Origin of the sequence: Stieleria varia (assembly GCF_038443385.1) — a bacterium.
Classification (GTDB): Bacteria; Planctomycetota; Planctomycetia; order Pirellulales; family Pirellulaceae; genus Stieleria; species Stieleria varia.
Window position 1 is genome coordinate 934132 of the sequence record NZ_CP151726.1, and the last position, 18807, is coordinate 952938.

Below are 18807 nucleotides of genomic sequence, written 5' to 3' on the forward strand. Positions count from 1 at the left end.
CATGCACTTCGCAGGCAAGCGTGTCAGCTGTGAGACGCGTTCTATTTACCAATTCATCTCGCCACCATTTACCGTCTCAGCCGTTATCCGCACGGTTTTGTCGGTCCAGTTCGTCTTCCAACGCAAGGTCGATCATGTTCAGTACGGAGTCGACGTCGGCTGCCTCCGTTGAGAAGGTGAATTTTCCTGTCAGTTTTTGGTCGGGGTTCAGTTCACTCTTTTCGTGCAGTTCCCACATTTCCTCGGCGTAGTGAGTCTCCGCCAGCTCCGGAGCAAACTGTGCATAGTACTGCGTGATGTTTCGGACATCACGTTGCAACATGGTCTTTGCATTGTTGTTGCCTGACGCATTGACGACTTGCGGAAAGTCGATGATGACGGGTCCGTTTTCATCTTGCAGTACATTGAACTCGGACAGATCCCCGTGCACCAATCCGGCACACAGCATCCGCAAGACGTAGGTCATGACCGTGGCGTGATCCGTTACGGCTTGTTCGGCCGACAGGGTAATGTCATTCAAACGCGGTGCCACGCCACCGTTTCCATCCGTGATCAGCTCCATCAACAAGACGCCGTCAAAAAGACCATACGGCTTGGGGACCCGGACTCCAGCATCAGCGAGCTTGTATAACGCATCCACTTCGGCCCGCTGCCAAATCACTTCCTGTTGATCTCGGCCATACTTGGAACGACCCTCGATCGCTCGTTGGCGACGACTGTTCCGGATCTTCCTTCCCTCCTGATACTGCACCGCGTTCTTGAAACTGCGTTTGGCGATGTCCTTGTACACCTTGGCGCAGCGAATCTCATCGCCGCAACGAACCAGGAACACCTGTGCTTCTTTGCCGCTCATCAATGAGCCGAGGACTTGGTCGACCAGCCCGTCTTCGATAAGTGGTTCGATACGCCGAGGGACTTTCAAAATGCCGCCGATTCAGAAGCCTGAAAGCTTCCCCAGTGAAGAAATGGTACGCGGCGAGGGCAGATCGTCCCAGATGAAGTACCGTTTCCCGTCCTATAAAGTAGCATGCTGCGGCCAATTTCGCAAAGAGGCATTGACCGCTCAGTCGTAGGGATTCATTCAGATGATCCGTGAAGATGCAACGCCCGTAGCTGAAAGGGAAACATTGACAAGCCAACCGAATCGCCTGAGCGAGGCAGTGTCTCGCCTGTTGTTGCATCGACGACTTTGCCAGCCCGGGGCAATCGAATTTGAACGTTCGACAACGCTGTTTTACTGAGGCTGATGACTGCCAAATAAACACCTTGTCCGTCGGTCTCGATCGCCCGAACCACGACGCCGGGATGAGCCGAGGAATCCGTCAGTCTCGTGCTCGGCAATGCGGGCAATGACAGGAATGCGCTGTTGAATTCACGAACGTACTGCGGAAATCCACGGCTAAAGTTGTTACCGCTGAGATATCCCAGATGCGTGGGATCTCCGTTCGCCATCGCGTAGGCTTCCGCCATCATGCAGAACGGGCCTGCCCGCTCGACATCGGCAACGAAATATCCCAGCAAGGGGGCATCGTTCTTGTCAAACATCATGTCTTCGTTCAGAGTGTAGTGCCGGATCAAAGCCAGCCCGGTTTCACTGCGAAACGCATTGAGAGTTTCTGAGTCGGCGACGGTGTAGAGACGATTGAACGCGTGCGTCATCATGACGCCGTCGACCTCAGAATAGCTCGCGGGGTCTGAGGGCGGATCACGATGATTCAACTCCCATCCACCCCAATTGAGCGGCTCCGCAAGCAGGGCATGCAGATAGCGATGCGACGTTCGGATTTCGTCGACGGTCGTCGGGACGATCGGTTTGTCCGCCACCAAGTTTTGGATCGGCGTCAATCGCTCCGGATCGTCCGCCACAACAAGTTTTTCCCAGCTCGGAAAAGGGACGCCGCTTTCGGCAGGTTCTGCGGTGAAAAGCATTTGGGCGTCCGCGACCCCTTGGCTGCGAAGGTAATCACGCATCGCCATCAGAAATTCACGACGCTTGCCATTCCACCAGAGTTTATAGCGTTTTAGCAATGTGGGATCATCGATCAATTCTTGGCGTGAGACAGCAACTCCTCCATTGGCCTCTTTCGCAAATCGCTCACGCGTGGCGTCAGCAAAACCCATCGGCATCTGGCCACGACTACGCAACCATGCTCCGACGAAGTTTGCCTTGTTTTGGTGACGCACGATCGTCAGATCCAGCATCTTTTGCAGATCCTGATACGTTTTCGGATCCGTGATGTCGGCGTTGCTCGTTTCAATCCACTTGATGTGAGAATAAGCATCATCCCGCGTCAACGGCTTGGCCAATCTTTGATTCCCCAGCCCCTTCGCTCCCTTGCTGCCGGAGTACTCGTAGTACGGCAAGACATTCAAGCCCGCGTCGCCCATCACTGTGACGATCTGAGACCAAAGGTCTTTTTGCTCCGAGTTGAAATAAGCCCAGTCGTTGCCACCGTGAGGTGTCGTGTCCCAATGCTGCACTGCGCCGAACTCAAGCAGGTCCTTTGAGAACGTGTTGAAGCCAAGGAACTTCATTTGATCCCGTTTGAAGCGCCACCACGCCAAACGATCCGTCACGCCGCGACGTGATTCATTGCCGGCCACGACGCCGTCTGACATTTCTTCTCGCCAAAACAAATGGCGGTGTGGCAATCCCTTCGGCAGCCGATACCGAGCCTCTAATCGTTCCGGATCGGGAACCGCCAGAAGCCTGATACGCGATACCGCCGCGCCTTGAGAAAAAGGGATGTTTCGCTTTGAAAATTGCGCAATCGTGACCGTAAAGCCGTCTTCGGGCGTGTCCTCTCGGGGCTTGTTGTCGCCGCGGATGAATTGCCCGCGTGGTGTTCGGTCGTGCAGATGAAAAAAACTTGTCCAGGTCCGGTATTCGCCCGACAGTGGAATGTCCAGCGACTCATTGAGGTTGTTCACATATTTGGGATACAACGCATCGCCGAACGTGCTGCCGGTGTGAAACCCCGAACTCGTTTCATTGCCCGCGTTCATGATGATCCAGCTACGCGGGGCATCCTCGGGAAACTCGATCTCCAGCACATACGTCAAACCTGGTTCCAGCAACTTCAGCTTACCGATTCGATACGTCATGTAGCTCGCCTCGCCCTCCGTCTTTGGCAGGACACGGCACTCCTTTCCCAAAATCGTTTCTACGCGACTGGTCTCAGCGGGGCTCTGCCCGACGGGAGCAATTTTAGAAGTATCGATTTCGTCAATCAGATGCAATTCGCCGAAGGGCTTGGCAACGGCAACTTTGGGCCGTTGCTGCATCTCCTGAGCAGCAAGCTCAATGTTGGATGCCAAATTCAACGAGACGCCCAAGGCAACCAGCGGAACAAGGAAACCAGCAAATCGAAAGCACGAAAGAGCGTTGGGCAGCATGGTGTGAGATCCGTGGAGAGCTGGATTGAAGGGCAGCGTTAGCAGCCTGTAGATTTATTTGGTGTTGCCGAAATACTGATGAGCCGTTGGCCGTAAGGCCTCGGGCAATGCGTATGGCCCGGCCGCTCACGCGTCGCGGCTCACTAAATCAACAGGCTGCTACGCCCCCCTTATTGTGTACCATGAGGTCTCAAAACCAACCCCCGAAACACCACGCCCCCTAACAAGCATCAATGCAGCCCGTAGCGGCTCATTTTGTAGTGCAGCGTACGGACGCTGACCGCGAGAAGTTTTGCGGTTTTCTCGCGATGAAAGTCGCAAGCTTCCAACGCGACCTGGATGGCTTGCTTCTCGGCGTCCTCGGTGGCTTCCACCAGCGTTCGCAGTGGTGCTGTTGCCGCAGCCGACTTCGTCTCCAACTCCGCAGGCAGATGCTGAACATCGATGGTGTCACCGATATGGGTGACGACGAGTCGTTCGATCGCGTTGCGCAATTGTCGAACGTTGCCAGGCCATCGTGCGTTCACCAGTTTTTCGATCGCCGCATCGGTGAACTGTTTGGGTTCGCGATGATGACGATCGCAAAAATGGTTGACGAAATGCTCGATCAACATTGGGATGTCGTCTCTTCGCTTTCGCAGAGGAGGGATGTGCAGGGGCACGATGTTGAGACGATAGTACAAGTCATCGCGAAAGGAGCCGTCTTCGATCAATGCCAACGGATCCTTGTTCGTCGCCGAGACCAATCGCGCGTTGGACTCGATCATCGTTTCGCCGCCGATTCGATTGAAGCGTCCGGTTTCCAGCACACGCAGCAAGTCGACTTGACTCTTGGCAGGAATCTCCGTGATCTCGTCCAAGAACAAGGTGCCCCCGCGAGCTTGTTCGAAACATCCCGGCTTTTGACGGGAGGCCCCGGTAAAGGCGCCTTTCTCGTGGCCGAAAAGCTCGCTTTCTAATAGCGACTCCGGCATCGCGCCCAAGTTAACCGCAATGAACGGTCCCTTGCTGCGGCTGCTGAGATCGTGCAACGCGCGTGCGATCAGTTCCTTTCCCGTTCCGCTCTCCCCTTGGATGAACACCGTTGCGTCGGTGTCGGCGACTTGCCTGAGTTGGCTGAACAGCTCTTGCATGACGGTGCAGTTGCCGATGATCTCGCCGATCGCCCCGGCTTGGGCCAAGCGAGACTTGAGCGCAAAGTTCTCGTGCCGGAGTCGTTGGTGGCCAAGTGCTTTGGCAACCTGTTCACGAATCAAGTTCAAGTCAACCGGTTTGGTAATGAAATCGAATGCACCTCGGCGCATGGCGTCGACCGCCGTTTCAACTGTACCGTGAGCCGTCAACACCAAAACGGTTGTCTCGGGACTGCGTTCGGCAAGCAGCGAGACGAGATCCAAACCGTCGCGATCGCCCGGCAAGCGAATGTCGGCGATGACGACCTGGTACTGATGCTCGTCGATACGATCAAGGGCTTCGTTCACGTCCCCGGCCGTGTCAATCACATCGACGACTTTCTCAAGTCCTTTGGCCAGACCGCTACGGATGTGCGGCTCATCGTCAACGATCAAAATCCTTGTCGTGTCACTCGACTTGGAGTACGAGTTCATCGCAGAGTTCATCGCAGAGGTCATCGCGGCATTCGTTCTTGGCGTGCTCGTTGGGCTCATGCCACCATTCTATTGATCGGCAGGATCATCGTGAACGTGGTTCCGGCGGTCGACGTAGTAAAATCGAGACTGCCGCCATGTTGTCGGACGATTTTATCCGACAATGCCAGCCCCATCCCGGTTCCATCACCCTTGGTCGTGAAATAGGCATCAAAAACACGGGGCCGACTACTTTCGGGGATCCCGTTGCCTGAATCGGAGACATGGATCGCTAACGCTGGTTCCCCCGAGAGCTGCGTCGGTTCACATCGAATCTCCAGCGTGCCGCCCGAGGGCATGGCTTGGATCGCGTTGAGCATCAGATTCAACAACACCTGTTCGATCCGAACACGGTCCAATTGCAGAGCAACGTCGGCTTGCTCATCACACTCCCAACGCAGTCGGACACGATGCTGTTCCGCTTTGGGACGGATGAGATCCAGTTGTCTTTGGATCAGCTCTGGCAGATTGACTTCGGCGAGTTGCAGGTTTTCGATCGATGCAAAATCGCGGAATCCTTCCAACACGCTGCCGACCCGAGCGATCTCCGTCTTGATCACCTGCATGGCTTTCTCGATCTCGTCCCTCGCATCGGGGTCGTCCAGTTGTTCTTCCAAGAGCTGGATGTGCAAAGACAGCGCTGCCAGCGGATTCTTGATTTCATGATGCAGTCCCGCGGCAACGGATCCCAGTCCCATGAAACGTTCCATACGCCGCACTTGGTTTTCAATGTGAATTTGATCGGTGACATCCCGCAGTTGGATGACGGTGCCGATGGTCTGCTTGGCGATGTCACTGAGAGGTTGGCAAAAACCACGCAGGCAGCGTTGGCCTTCGGCAAAGGGAACGTAAAAGTCTTGGACTTTGGACATGCCGGGATGCTGGTTGACATCTTCGCAGAATGCCTGCAGATCGATTTTCTCTGTCAGTCCCGCAAGTGGTGTACCGACAGGATCACCCTGCAACTCAAAGAGTTGCATGGCGCGGGCATTGAAACTCGTGACCCGTCCGTCCATGTCGATCGTGATCACCGCTTGGTCGATGCTGCTGAGGATGTCACCGGCGAGCGCTTTGACGTCCCTCAGGGAGTCCTGCGAGGTCTGGTACGCTCGCCACAACAATACCACCGCAACTCCCGTGGCGACCAGATTGATGACCACCAACATGGTCAAGCGAAATTGCCACTCCAGCTCACCCACCAACGAGCGAGCGGCAGACTTGGACTCCGCTGGCAATTCGTCGATCAACTCCCCCACCGTGGCCTGCTCATTGATGAAGTCCACCATTAGCCAAAGCGTTACCCCCGTGGCCGCTACGCTGAGAAGCAAGAGTCCAATGAAGGCGCCTCGATATCGCCGAACCGGCTCGGGTGATTGAAGGGGAAACATCGGAAGCGATTTACTCACAAATGAAGAACGAAGCCAAACCACCGATTGCACGAAACTGCATGCCTGCAAGATTTTGCACGCATGCTGCAATCCTGTGCATCTATCTCACCGGATACCACCAGATCGTAGCCGCTGTGTCGATTGAGTAGAAACTGGGAACGCAAAGATGAGCCGTGAGGCACCGGGCAATAAGGTCGGCTGGCCTGTCAAAACGTTGGTCCTGACATGCGACATCACTCGAAACAGCGGAAATTCTTGGCCCGCCGCCACTTTGGTACGCGGTGTGCCTATCACGTTTTCTTTCCACCCACCCTGCATCTGCTCAAACTGTCCAAGCTTGGTGAGGACGCACCCGAGCAGCCCAGTTTTTCATCTGCCGCGAACTGAATCGCCGAGCCCAAAATGCGTCCCTCTCACGAGCGGTCTACCACTGAGAGTCTCACGACCGAGAACTCCACCGACCACGACATTGATGATTCTGCGGGGAGTTGTTCACCAAGACATCTGCTGGACATCATCGATCACGCCGCTCACCTGTTGCCCGCACAAGGTCCGATCGAAGTCTTCGTGCACCATAACACGCTGCACGCGTTTGATCATATGCCGTTTGATGATGCCGTGCGAGCGGCGTGGAAGGTTTATGGTGCCGAGCCCTACCTGAGCGAGGTCCGCTATCAGCAGTTGCTGCGAGAGGGCCGAATCACGCGTGATGATCTGCGCAAGATCATGCACAAGGATATCGCCAATGACGAATGCAAACTGGTGGATGGACTGGGCAGCCGTTTCGATCTCCGCATGGCGATGCTGCTGTACCCGCTCAAGGAAGCACCTGAGAACGAATTGCGTTGGGTCATCGCCGAAACCGATGCGTTGACCAAGTTTCGCGGTGATGTCGACCCGGCCATCGTTCAGCGTCTGATCAAGTCGACTCGCAAACACGTCGATCGCAGTGATCCCGATTCCGAATCTTTGAAACGCCTGGATGATTTTGGCCGTGGAAAACCAAGTCGTTGGCGTGATTCGGAATGGGAAACATTCACATTAAAATCACTCTGGGAAACCTGCCAGCGGGGAACAGAGCTTGCCAGGTGCACCACAGAAACACGGGTCAAGCCTGTTCGTGTTCGTGACGTGTTGTTGTTGGCGACCGGCGAAGATGCGGATCGATTTGTTCACGAAACCTTGATTCGTTTTTGTGCCACATTCATCGATCAAGGCTTTGCGAGTTGGGCGCTGCCCGGTCGTGATGACGGTCTCTTCCGTTGCTTTGTCGAAATCTATCGCCCCGAAATGATTCTCGGCGAGTTGTGGATGAAGGGTCTGTCCGAGGAGACGCAGCGAATCACGGATTCTCAGACCACCGCTATTGAGTCGATTCGGCAATCACTCGACATGTTGGGGGTCCCCGCATCGGAGTTAGAATCGTTTATCACCCAGACGCTCCTGGCGCTGCCGGGATGGGCGGGGATGATATCTCAGTTGTGTAACGCTGCCAGTTGGGTTGATCGACCTTTGCCCAAAGATTCGCTGGTGGATTTCCTGGCGGTTCGACTTCTGCTGGATCGATTGGCGGCCAAGTACGTTGCGACGAAACATCTTGGTTTCTCAGGAACGACCGACCAGATCGCCTGCGATGCTTGGTCACGCGTGCCACACAGCGTCGACGTGCAGCTTCGGAATTGTTTTCGCGTCTTTCAACTGGCTCAGTCGCTGGGCTGGGACTGGACCCAACTGGCAGCACTCAACGCAGAACAATGGTCAATGATTTTCTATGAATTGGATGCGTTTGATGCAATCGATCGGCGACGTGTGTTCCATCTGGCGTATGAGCAGAAGTATCGCAATGAAGCGTTGACGTCGGTCGTGTTGACTTCGCGAGAGGTTTTGGCCCGACGAAAACAGGCGGATCAAAATCGCCAGCGACCGTCTTTTCAGATCACTTGTTGTATCGACGATCGCGAAGAATCCTTCCGTCGACACCTGGAGGAAACCGATCCCTGCTGCGAAACCTTTGGTGCCGCCGGTTTCTTTGCCGTGGCGATGAACTACCAGGGAGCCAGTGACGCCAACTACAAACCTCTGTGCCCCGCCATCATCACGCCGACGCACTATGTGCGTGAAAATGTGGGTTACACCTTTGCGGGTGAAGACCGCCGTCGTGCTCAAACCAGACGGCGACTCGGCTTGTTCACCCATGGGATGCACTCACGAAGCCGAGGTTTCATCGGCGGCGCGGTGACATCGATCCTGGGAAACCTGGCTGCGTTTCCGTTGGTTTCCCGAGTACTGTTCCCACGTTTGACGGCACAAATTCGCCGCAAAGCAGGCGAGTTTCTCGGACCGCCGCCGGTGACCCAGTTGCAACTGGAACGCTACAAACCAGAGTCCGGTCCAGAAGGTGGAAACATCGGCTACACCGTTGATGAAATGACAGACATCGTCGAGCGGTTGTTGCGCGATATCGGGCTGATTGATTCCTTTGCACGATTGGTCGTGATCACGGGCCACGGTTCGTCCAGCGTCAACAACCCTCACGAATCGGCTTACAACTGTGGTGCCTGCGCAGGAAAACGCGGCGGGCCGAATGCCCGGGCGTTTGCCCAGATGGCAAACGACTGGCGGGTCAGAAATCGCGTTGCTCAGCGCGGAATCGTCATTCCAGAAGACACTGCTTTCATCGGTGCCTACCACAACACGTGTGACGACAGCGTGGTTTGGTATGACCTGGATCGACTGCCTCCCTCACACTTTGAACTGTTCGAAACGGTCAAGCGTCATTGCGACGAAGCGAGATTGCGGAACGCGCATGAGCGGGCTCGCCGATTCGCGTCGTGTGATCTGAACTGCACACCGATCGAAGCGTTGCGGCACGTCGAACGACGCAGCGAAGATCTCTCCCAAGTCCGCCCAGAGTACAACCATGCCACCGATGCGTTGTGTTTCGTCGGTCGACGCGAGTGGTCACGAGGATTGTTCTTGGATCGTCGAGCCTTTTTGACATCCTACGATCCCACCCAAGACGACGAGGAACATTCGATCTTGCTGAGGATCCTCGGGGCTGCGATTCCCGTTTGCGCGGGGATCAACTTGGAATACTATTTTTCCTCCGTGGACAATACCAAGTACGGTTCCGGTACCAAACTGCCGCACAACATCGTTTCGCTCTTGGGCGTCATGGAAGGCGCAACGAGCGATCTGCGAACGGGGCTCTATCGACAAATGATCGAGATTCACGAACCGATGCGGATCTTGTTCGTGATCGAAACCACACCCGACGCGATGCTGAACATCATGGATCGCCATCAGGACATCGGTCGCCTGTGCCGCGGGAATTGGATTCAACTGGCTGTCCTGAACCATGAAACCTCTGAGATACAGGTTTACGAGGGCGGAACATTTGCTCCATTCATCGCCAACGGTGACACGTTGCCTTCGGTCGATTCATCGACGCAGTGGTTTCGCGGTCACCGCGGCCACCTGCCCTTTGCCTGGGTGACCGCTGCTTGGGCAGACGGGGCAAAGCAAGACGATGGCTCCTCGGCAAGCGGAATGCGTTCCTCAGCAAACGCAGGCCAATCACCCGCAAGCGATTTGGGCACAGGAGCGGCAGTATGAATACGGATTTGATCCTTCAATTCGCGGGCGGCGTGACGGTGGTCAGCCCTGCATTACTGCTGTTGGTCCTCGGCATGATCCCATTGGTCGGAATTCGCATCGGCGAAAGACTGACTGCTTTTATGACCCAGGTCTCCGTGCTGACCGGGCTCGTCGGCTCCGTGACGGTCTTGATCCTGATGCTGGTGACGGACCAACGCAATGTGCCCATCGAGTTGGGTGATTGGGTGGCCATCGAGCCGGATGGTTTTCACTTCCATTTGAAATTCGTGTTCGACCGATTGTCGGTACCATTTACCATCATGACGTTTGTGTTGTGCGGTACCGTGGGCGCATTCACACGAGTCTATTTGCATCGTGATGCGGGCTATCAACGGTTCTTTTTGTTCTACGCGGTATTCTATCTCGGTATGATCGTCTCGACGCTTGCCGGGACGATCGAGACGCTGTTCTTTGGATGGGAGTTGGTGGGGCTGTCATCCGCTCTGCTGATCGCATTCTTTCAAGATCGACCATCACCGGTTCGCAACGGATTGCGAGTGTGGATCGTGTACCGGATCGCCGACGCGGCGTTTCTGATCGCGGCGTTGCTGCTGCACCACTTGACCGGCGCAGGTGATTTCGAAGGCTTGATGGGCTCGGGGCCGTGGCCGGAGGGCGTTGCCAATATCGCTGGCAGCCCTGCTTTGATCATCGGACTGCTGCTGCTGGTGGCGGCGGCGGGCAAATCGGGCATGGTACCGTTTTCGGGTTGGCTGCCCCGTGCGATGGAAGGCCCCACACCCTCGAGCGCCGTTTTCTATGGCGCACTGTCGATCCACCTGGGAACTTATCTCCTGTTGCGGGTCAGCCCGTTGTTGGATGTCTCGCTGCCGTTGCAGATCGCCGTGATCGCGATGGGCGTCGTCACTGCAATCTTTGGTGCCATGACGTCGCGGGTGCAAACCGATGTCAAGACCGCACTGGGATTCGCTTCCTTGACCCAAGTCGGGATCATCACGGTCGAGATCGGGTTGGGACTTCGTTACTTGGCACTGATCCACATCATCGGTCACGCGCTGCTTCGCACTCTGCAACTGCTGCGTGCACCGTCACTGTTGAAGGACTACTTTTCACTAGAAGACGCGATCGGAGGTGGCTTGCCGACCAGTAAGTCGTCCGTCGGCGTGCAAGGAACCTCCTCGGCCGGACGTTGGCTGTATCGGATTTGCAATGAGCGTGGATACCTCGACGCCGCGTTGTACCGCTTGATCGCCAATCCGATCGTTGGGCTGTTTCAGTTCGCCGGTCGAGTGGAAGACCGTTGGACTCAGTTTTTGTCAGGAAACAAGTCGCCTCGTTTGAGTCAAACACAGGTGGAGCCCTCCGCTGCGAGCGAGCTGTCTCGTGGAACAAGCGAAATGGTGGAGGATTTACGATAATGCCAGAGTTGATGTTGCCTTGGCTGGAGCTCTCCATCCTGATTCCATTGATCGGTTCGCTGTTGGTCAGGTTCCCCAGGGACCGCGATTTGGCACGCAAATGGTGCATCGTCATTTGCTCGCTCGCGTTGACTTGCACCGTCGGCGAGTGGATCGATTTTGCTCGAATGGCCACTTTCGAAGCCCACGACCACTGGGACGCGTTGGCGAGTATCTTTCACGCCAACTTGCTGGTGATCGACGAACTTAATGCACCGCTGCTGCCGTTGATCTCGCTGCTGTTCTTGTTGACGGTGATCTCAACGCTGCGAACGAAGCTCAATCGATTCTCGCTCAGTGGGACATTGTTTTATCAAGCGGTGTTGCTCGCCACATTCAGTTGCCGAGCCAGTTGGTTGCTGATCGCGTTGCTGATCATCGGCGCCATCCCGCCGTGGTTTGAGATGAAATACCGCCGTGACGAATCCACACGGGTCTATTCGATCCATATGATCGCATTCGCCATTTGCATGGTATTGGGATACTGGTTGTTGCCCGCGGGCGCGGAGGCTGACCCCGAACAGCCGAGGTCGACCACGCTGATCGCCGGCGCGCTGCTGACGCTGGGTGCGCTGCTGCGTAACGGGATCTTTCCGCTGCATTGTTGGATGACGGATCTCTTTCAGCGAGCGACACTGGGTACCGCATTGCTGCACGTCCTGCCGATGACCGGAGCCTATGCGGTGATGCGACTGGTCTTGCCGATTGCCCCGTCGTGGGCGTTGCAAAGCATTGCCGTGCTGTCGCTGATCACGGCCGTATACGCTGCCGGTCGAGGACTGGTGGAGACCGATGGACGCAAATTCTTTTGCTACCTGCTGCTGAGTAATTCGTCCCTGGTTCTGGTCGGTTTGGAACTGGTCACATCGATCGGATTGACCGGAGCGTTATGTCTATGGCTTTCCGTCGGCCTGTCTTTGGGCGGTTTGGGGCTGACGCTGCGATGTATCGAAGCACGTATCGGTCGCATCAATCTCACGCACTTTCATGGCTTGCACGAACACACGCCCAAACTCGCCGGTTTGTTCTTACTGACCGGTCTCGGTGCAATCGGTTTCCCTGGAACCATCGGGTTCATCGGAACGGAGTTGCTGGTCGAAGGTGCCGTGGGGGTTTACCCGGTGATCGGAATCGCGGTGGTCATTGCAGCTACGATCAACGGGATCGCGATCATGCAAGTTTACTTCCGTGTCTTTGCCGGACGCAGCATCACGACATCGATTCCCTTCACTGCAAAGCCATCCGAACGTTTCGCCGTTGTTGTGCTGGCTCTGTTGATCATCGGCGGCGGACTGTATCCGCAACCTGGCATCAGCTCTCGACATCACGCGGCCGAAGCATTGCTGGAGCACCGAGGTGTCAACAAAACAGAGTCGCATCATGACGGGAAGCATTCGCAGAGTGCAGCAAGCGAAGTTCAATCTGATTCAGGATCCATGAATAACGCCGAGACGACGACGGATCTGAACGAAACGAATCAAAGTCAATCGGCAGACGATCCAACCAGGGCTGATCGTCAGCTCAATGAGTCGGAGTGAGCGGTGGCAGTTATTCAATACAAAAATTTTCCCATCCAATCCTGATCCGAGGAGCCACCACGTTGGCCACCGAACCGAATGAAATCCCACGCGGTAATGCAGCAGGCTTTGTCCGCTATTTCAAGCACGACTTTTTGTCAGGCCTACTGGTATTCCTGATCGCGTTGCCGCTCTGTCTGGGGATCGCGTTGGCGAGCGGATACCCTGCGATCGCCGGTATCTTTACGGCGATCATCGGATCCATATTGACGACGTTCATCAGCAACAGCGAGTTGACGATCAAAGGTCCCGCAGCGGGTCTGATCGTGATTGCGATTGGATGTATCAACGAATTTGGCGGCGCAGGCAACATGGAGGCCTACCGAGCGGCGTTGGCCGTCGGTGTTGCCGCCGCCGTGATGCAAATCCTGTTCGGCGTCTTTCGCGCGGGTGCGTTGGGAGAGTTCTTTCCGAGTTCCGCCGTGCACGGCATGTTGGCTGCGATCGGGGTGATCATCATCGTCAAACAGGTTCCCGTCGCCTTGGGAATCATCGGTGCGAAAGGCAGCCCGCTGGAGATGATGGGCAGTTTTCCTGAGTATCTGTCGGGTGCCAATCCAGAAATCGCATTGATCGGAATCGTCAGTCTACTGGTGATGTTTCTCTGGCCGATGCTCGGCAAACGGATTCCCATTCTCAAAAAGATCCCCGCACCCTTGATCGTCTTGTTGGCAGCAGTCCCGATGGGAATCGGATTCGACTTGCTCAACACGCACACTTACGAGACACTCGGGAAAAAGTACGTGCTGAGCGAGGACTACTTGGTCAGGATGCCTAACAGAGTGTTTGGGATGTTCGACGAGTTCACTTACCCGAACTTTGCGGTCCTGAAACAGTTTGCTGCTTGGAAATGGGCTTTGATGTTCTTTGTCATCGGCAGCTTGGAATCGCTGTTGAGTGCCAAGGCCGTCGACCTGCTGGATCCATGGAAACGCAAAACGAACATGGACCGCGACGTGATCGCGGTGGGCGTGGGCAACCTCTGCTCGGCGCTGGTCGGTGGCTTGCCGATGATTTCCGAAATCGTCCGTTCTAAGGCGAATATCGACAACGGCGCCAGAACACGATTTGCCGACATGTGGCACGGCGTCTTCCTGCTCGCTTGCGTCGCCTTGATTCCTACCGTGTTGCATCGAATCCCTTTGGCGGCACTGGCGGCGATGCTCGTCTACACAGGATTTCGACTGGCCCACCCGACCGAGTTCATTCATGTCTGGCGGATCGGCAAAGAACAACTGGCAATCTTTGTCACCACGCTGGTGGTCGTGCTGGCAACAGACCTGCTGATCGGCGTGGCCGCCGGCATCGTGCTGGAACTGGCGATCCACGTGGCCAACGGAGTGCCATTGGCATCCCTTTTCAAACCAAACATCCAAGTGGAGGATGTCGGCGCCAACACCAGCCGAATCACCGCTCACCAGTCAGCTGTGTTCAGCAACTGGATCCCCTTGCGACGCCAGATCGAACAAATCGGCTTGCTCGAAAAACGCAATTTGATCATCGATGTTTCCAATGCCAAGTTGGTCGACCATACGGTGATGGCGAAGCTGGATGAGATGCAACGAGACTTTGAGCAGGAGGGGCTGACTTTTGACGTCCATGGATTGGATACTTTGCGGCCCTTGGCAAGCGACGTCCATTCGGCACGCAAAGGTGGTTTGGCCTCGGTCCGCAGAATCACGGTCGTGGCAGACGTTTCTTTGGAAGACTGGTTGATCAGAGAGTTTGTCGCTTGTGGTGTGACCGGCTACACGATTTCGGACTCCAAAGGGGCTGGACGCAGACAGATCGCCAATGGTGCAGCCACTGCAGGCCAGATTCGGATCGAGGTGATCGTGGACCGCAGCGTCTGCCATCGAATCCTGGATTTCATGAGGCGAGATTTAACGGCCGATCACCATGTCACCGCGTGCGTGGAAACAGTGGATGTCCTACGCGTCGGAGACTTTACACCCGAGAGCTAGGCGCGGATTTTTCAAACGACTGACTGCTGTCGTCGCAACACATTTGCATGAAACGGCTCGCGCGGATTGGTGCGAAAACAGTCTGCGCTGATCAGCCGCCACGCGATCGCTGCCGGTTCACCCCGGCAACACGCGAGCATAATACTCGTGACTTGGACACCAAAATCGGTTATGGATACGTATTGCTGTCTATCCATCCACAACCGAGACCACGTCCGGATGCTCAATACACAACCGGGAGACGCCGATCGAGATCCAGATGACGTCGCAGCGGACGCCATTGCGCCCGTCCGGTTTCCTTCGCAATGGGATCTGCCGCCGGGAAATCCGCAGCAACTGACCGAGGCGGCGAAAGCTGTCCGCATGGAGTTCCGCGACTGCTCCAAGTGGAAACGGCTGCGTTGCGAAAAAGTCAGTGTCGTGGCCGAACGGGATCGTGGCGTCGTCTACGTGGTCAAGGTCGCCGGCAGCGTCGACTTTGAATGGAGTTGTGAAGGCGCCACCGCATTCTGTCCGGCGTCCCTGGACGATGATGCTCGGTTTTCAGATCTCAGTTATGAGGAAGCCGACTATCAGGATGGTGTGATCTGGTCTGGCGAAATCTTGGAGTTTGACGAGACGCAAGACTGCCTGTTCGTCTGCATGGACGAGCCGACCATGTCACCCCGCGTCGGCTCCTTCTTTGTCAAACCGTTTGAATTTCTCGCCGCACTCGATTCGGTCTACAACGGCAACGAATTTGAACAGGTACGAGAAGTCCTGCCCGCCCGATTGAACGCGACCAAGGGCGAAATCCATCCGCGTCTGCCAAACAACGACGACGTCGGACTGCCGGAGATGGTCTCGTGGTGGCGACACAGTTGGAGCATTCTGTGGGGACCTCCGGGAACAGGGAAAACCTACACAACAGGACAGCAAATCGCTCGCATCGTCTCGGATCCCTCCGAACGCATCCTGATCGTTTCGACCACCAACCGAGCGACCGATGCCGTCGCCCTGTCCATCGGAGTCGCCGCGAAAGCAGTCTGTCCGGAGAGATTGGCCGATGAATCGATGATCCGTATCGGCAAGGGTGCCGCATTGGACGCGTTTGAAAAACAAGGCCTGGGGGCCATGCTGCGAAGCACCGAATCGGAAGCCATGTTGCAGATGGCGATGCTTTCGCAGCGACTGCAGCAGTCGGATTCGCTTGAGGAAAAAGCTTTCACGCGCAAACAGCTCGCTGAATTGCAAGCCGCATCGACCGACCGTAGCAAAATGCTGTTCACCGACGAGAGTAAATGCGTGGTCGTTGCCACCGCGTTCAAAGCGATGAATCAACTGAAACAACCCACGATTCGTGAAATGATCCAAGACGGCGAGGCACCGTTCACGACGATCATGATCGATGAAGCCGGTTTGATTTCCAGGGCAACCGTTGCCGCGTTATCCCTGTTGGCATCACGCAGGGTCGTGCTGGTGGGCGACTCCAAGCAACTCGCGCCGATCAGTCGGATTTCGCGAATTCTGCCCACACGTCACCAAACTTGGCTTGCCAGCAGCGGACTCAGCCATCTGGATCGCATCACGGAGACTCCCTCGGCCGTGCATGTGCTGTCGCAACAACGGCGGATGAACCCCGATGTCTGTCGCGTGGTTTCGGAGTATCAATACGATGGATTCTTGACGACGGCCGATGATCGAGCCCAGCGGCCATCGCGCGCACCCGAGTTCCTAGCGGATTACTCTCGCACCATCTGGTACGTCCTGGACGGTGAGACGGATGACTTGGCAGCGATCCGCGCCAGTCGTGGCCCAGGCAACAAGAGCTGGGTGCGTGAGATCACTCCCTCGATTCTGAAAAAACTGTTCACGGACCCGCAGACGAGGAACGCTGAGGGCATGTTCATCTCGCCCTTCAAGGCACAGGCCGAGCATGTGGCGGACTTATTGAGCCAGTGGGAGATATCGTCTTGGGAATCGTCTACCGTCCACAGCCAACAGGGCAGCGAAGCCGACGTGGTGGTCTTTGATACGGTCAACGCCGGCAGCTACAACTGGCCGTTCGAAGAATGGAAACGATTGGTCAACGTGGCACTCAGTCGGGCCAAGGAAGCCGTGATCGTCATCGCGAGCCGACACGAAATGGATGAGCCTTACCTCAGACCTTTGTTGAACCGATTGCGGCCCGGAATTCTGGTGGACAGCAACGGGACGCTGCAGTGGCAACAACCCGATGCGAGACGACTGCCCGCTCATCAGGTGGCTGAAAGAACGACTGAATACCATCGCGACAGTGATCCTCGAAGTGGTGATCGTCATGGTCGAGGCGAGACGATGGGGCAGCAAATCGCATCACGCCAAGACATGAAACCGGTGTTGTCTCGAGAGCAACAAAAGCTGGTCCAGATGCCGATCGATGGCAAGCCGCGTCTGGTGCGAGGCGTGGCGGGCAGCGGCAAGTCCGTTGTGCTCGCCACCTGGCTTGCCAAGACCGCGTTGCGATTTCAATCGGACCCCGATGCTCATATCTGGGCGGTCTACGCCAACCGCAGCCTGCACAAACTGTTGCGTGAATCCGTCGAGTCCGCTTGGCAACAGATCCGCGAGGGCGAACTATTCTCCCAAGCAGACTTCCCCTGGCAACGCGTTTCGCTGATCCATGTGCGCGACGTCTTGGCCGGCCTGTTGCCTTCGGTCGAATTGTCGATGGATGCGTTCGAGTTTGACTACGACAGCGCCGCGGCCGCTTTCCTGGATCGCGTTGACATGGAGGAACTGCTGCCTCGCTGCACCGCGTTGTTCATCGACGAAGCCCAAGACATGGGGCCCGCAACGCTGAGACTGCTGTTGTCTCTGGTTGAAAAATCCATCCCCAGTGAACCCAGCAGTCGTTCGGCACACATCTTTTACGACAATGCTCAGAATCTGTACGGGACCAAGACGCCCAATTGGTCCGAATTCGGCCTCGACTTGCGAGGCAGATCGACCATCATGCGCGAAAGCTTTCGTTCCACGACCCCGATCATGGAACTGGCCGTCAATCTGTTTCATACCGTCGCGGATCCCGGAGAACAAAAGGACCAACACGAGTTGGTCTCACTCGGCTTGCTTCACCGAGTGACGCGAGACGGTGTGCCATGGATGGAGGTGCGTTTCAGTCAAGTCGATGGACCCTGTCCCGTCTATCACGCGTTTGATCATCGACAGGCTGAGATCAACGCGATCGCTGGGCACTTGCAGTACTTGGTCGAGCAAGAAGAGATTTTGCCACAAGACATCTGTCTGATCTTTAACGGCAAAGGTCAGCAGGCACTGGAAACACAGCTCGCCCCCAAGCTCGCGGAACACGGCATTGAGCTTTCGATCCAAAAACACCGCGCCTTTGAGAGGAGACCCAACACGCTCGTTGCCACGACAGCAAATTCATTCAAAGGATACGAATCGGAAGTCGTTGTGATCCCATGTGTGGACCAATTCATCGCCACCGGAGGCAAGATCTTGGCAAGCAGCCTGTACGTCGCCATGACACGCGCTCGATCACTGCTGGCGATCTACGGAGTCAGCGACGGCAGCACCGCATCGTCCAGGTTGCATCAAGCAATCACCCAATGTGTCCAGATCGTCGCAAACGACAGAGAATAACGCCTCAGTGTCCATCGTAGGTCATGCTATGCATGACAGAATCCTGTTGTCACGCACAGCATGACCGGCGATGACTTGGCTAGCTGCGGAGCAGCGACAGCGCAGGGAATGCGGTTCTCCCGCAAGCGTGGCGGTCC

The 18807-nt window shown here is 56.0% G+C and carries 9 protein-coding genes; 5 read left to right on the top strand and 4 right to left on the bottom strand.

What is annotated here, in order from left to right; genetic code table 11:
- Window positions 1-76: 76 nt before the first annotated feature.
- The 4 genes from Pla52nx_RS03255 to Pla52nx_RS03270 form a co-directional block, all read right to left on the bottom strand.
- Window positions 77-922: a PA4780 family RIO1-like protein kinase gene (locus Pla52nx_RS03255; RefSeq protein ID WP_146518257.1), complete on the bottom strand. Its 846-nt coding sequence runs from the start codon at window positions 920-922 to the stop codon at window positions 77-79.
- 155 nt (window positions 923-1077) lie between these two features.
- Window positions 1078-3396 carry a hypothetical protein gene (locus Pla52nx_RS03260; RefSeq protein WP_146518258.1) on the bottom strand — a complete coding sequence of 773 codons (2319 nt, stop codon included), beginning with the start codon at window positions 3394-3396 and terminating at the stop codon, window positions 1078-1080.
- A gap of 230 nt (window positions 3397-3626) precedes the next feature.
- Window positions 3627-5003 (bottom strand): sigma 54-interacting transcriptional regulator, encoded by a 1377-nt coding sequence (locus tag Pla52nx_RS03265; protein WP_146518669.1) that lies wholly within the window; start codon window positions 5001-5003, stop codon window positions 3627-3629.
- 56 nt (window positions 5004-5059) lie between these two features.
- Window positions 5060-6430: a two-component system sensor histidine kinase NtrB gene (locus Pla52nx_RS03270; protein ID WP_146518259.1), complete on the bottom strand. Its 1371-nt coding sequence runs from the start codon at window positions 6428-6430 to the stop codon at window positions 5060-5062.
- A gap of 402 nt (window positions 6431-6832) precedes the next feature.
- Here Pla52nx_RS03270 and Pla52nx_RS03275 point away from each other — a divergent pair, with 402 nt between their 5' ends.
- From Pla52nx_RS03275 to Pla52nx_RS03295, 5 genes are all read left to right on the top strand, one after another.
- The gene (locus Pla52nx_RS03275; protein WP_146518260.1) at window positions 6833-10045 is read left to right on the top strand and encodes a DUF2309 domain-containing protein; all 3213 of its coding nucleotides are present in this window, start codon (window positions 6833-6835) and stop codon (window positions 10043-10045) included.
- Window positions 10042-11466, top strand: coding sequence for a proton-conducting transporter membrane subunit (locus tag Pla52nx_RS03280; protein ID WP_146518261.1), 1425 nt, complete (start codon window positions 10042-10044; stop codon window positions 11464-11466). Before Pla52nx_RS03275 ends, Pla52nx_RS03280 begins: the two co-directional genes overlap by 4 nt.
- Window positions 11466-13043 (top strand): proton-conducting transporter membrane subunit, encoded by a 1578-nt coding sequence (locus Pla52nx_RS03285; protein WP_146518262.1) that lies wholly within the window; start codon window positions 11466-11468, stop codon window positions 13041-13043. The genes Pla52nx_RS03280 and Pla52nx_RS03285 overlap by 1 nt, the downstream gene beginning before the upstream one ends.
- A gap of 62 nt (window positions 13044-13105) precedes the next feature.
- Window positions 13106-15046 carry a SulP family inorganic anion transporter gene (locus Pla52nx_RS03290; protein ID WP_231741681.1) on the top strand — a complete coding sequence of 647 codons (1941 nt, stop codon included), beginning with the start codon at window positions 13106-13108 and terminating at the stop codon, window positions 15044-15046.
- Window positions 15047-15265: 219 nt separating this feature from the next.
- Window positions 15266-18670, top strand: a complete 3405-nt coding sequence (locus tag Pla52nx_RS03295) for an AAA domain-containing protein (protein WP_146518263.1) — start codon at window positions 15266-15268, stop codon at window positions 18668-18670.
- The last annotated feature ends 137 nt before the right edge of the window (window positions 18671-18807 follow it).

Excerpts from the sequence above, each read along its gene's own strand:
- Pla52nx_RS03260 (WP_146518258.1), bottom strand. The coding sequence starts at position 3,396 with ATGCTGCCCAACGCTCTTTCGTGCTTTCGATTTGCTGGTTTCCTTGTT.
- Pla52nx_RS03265 (WP_146518669.1), bottom strand. The coding sequence starts at position 5,003 with ATGAACTCGTACTCCAAGTCGAGTGACACGACAAGGATTTTGATCGTT.
- Pla52nx_RS03280 (WP_146518261.1), top strand. The coding sequence starts at position 10,042 with ATGAATACGGATTTGATCCTTCAATTCGCGGGCGGCGTGACGGTGGTC.
- Pla52nx_RS03270 (WP_146518259.1), bottom strand. The coding sequence starts at position 6,430 with ATGTTTCCCCTTCAATCACCCGAGCCGGTTCGGCGATATCGAGGCGCC.
- Pla52nx_RS03295 (WP_146518263.1), top strand. The coding sequence starts at position 15,266 with ATGCTCAATACACAACCGGGAGACGCCGATCGAGATCCAGATGACGTC.
- Pla52nx_RS03285 (WP_146518262.1), top strand. The coding sequence starts at position 11,466 with ATGCCAGAGTTGATGTTGCCTTGGCTGGAGCTCTCCATCCTGATTCCA.
- Pla52nx_RS03275 (WP_146518260.1), top strand. The coding sequence starts at position 6,833 with ATGCGTCCCTCTCACGAGCGGTCTACCACTGAGAGTCTCACGACCGAG.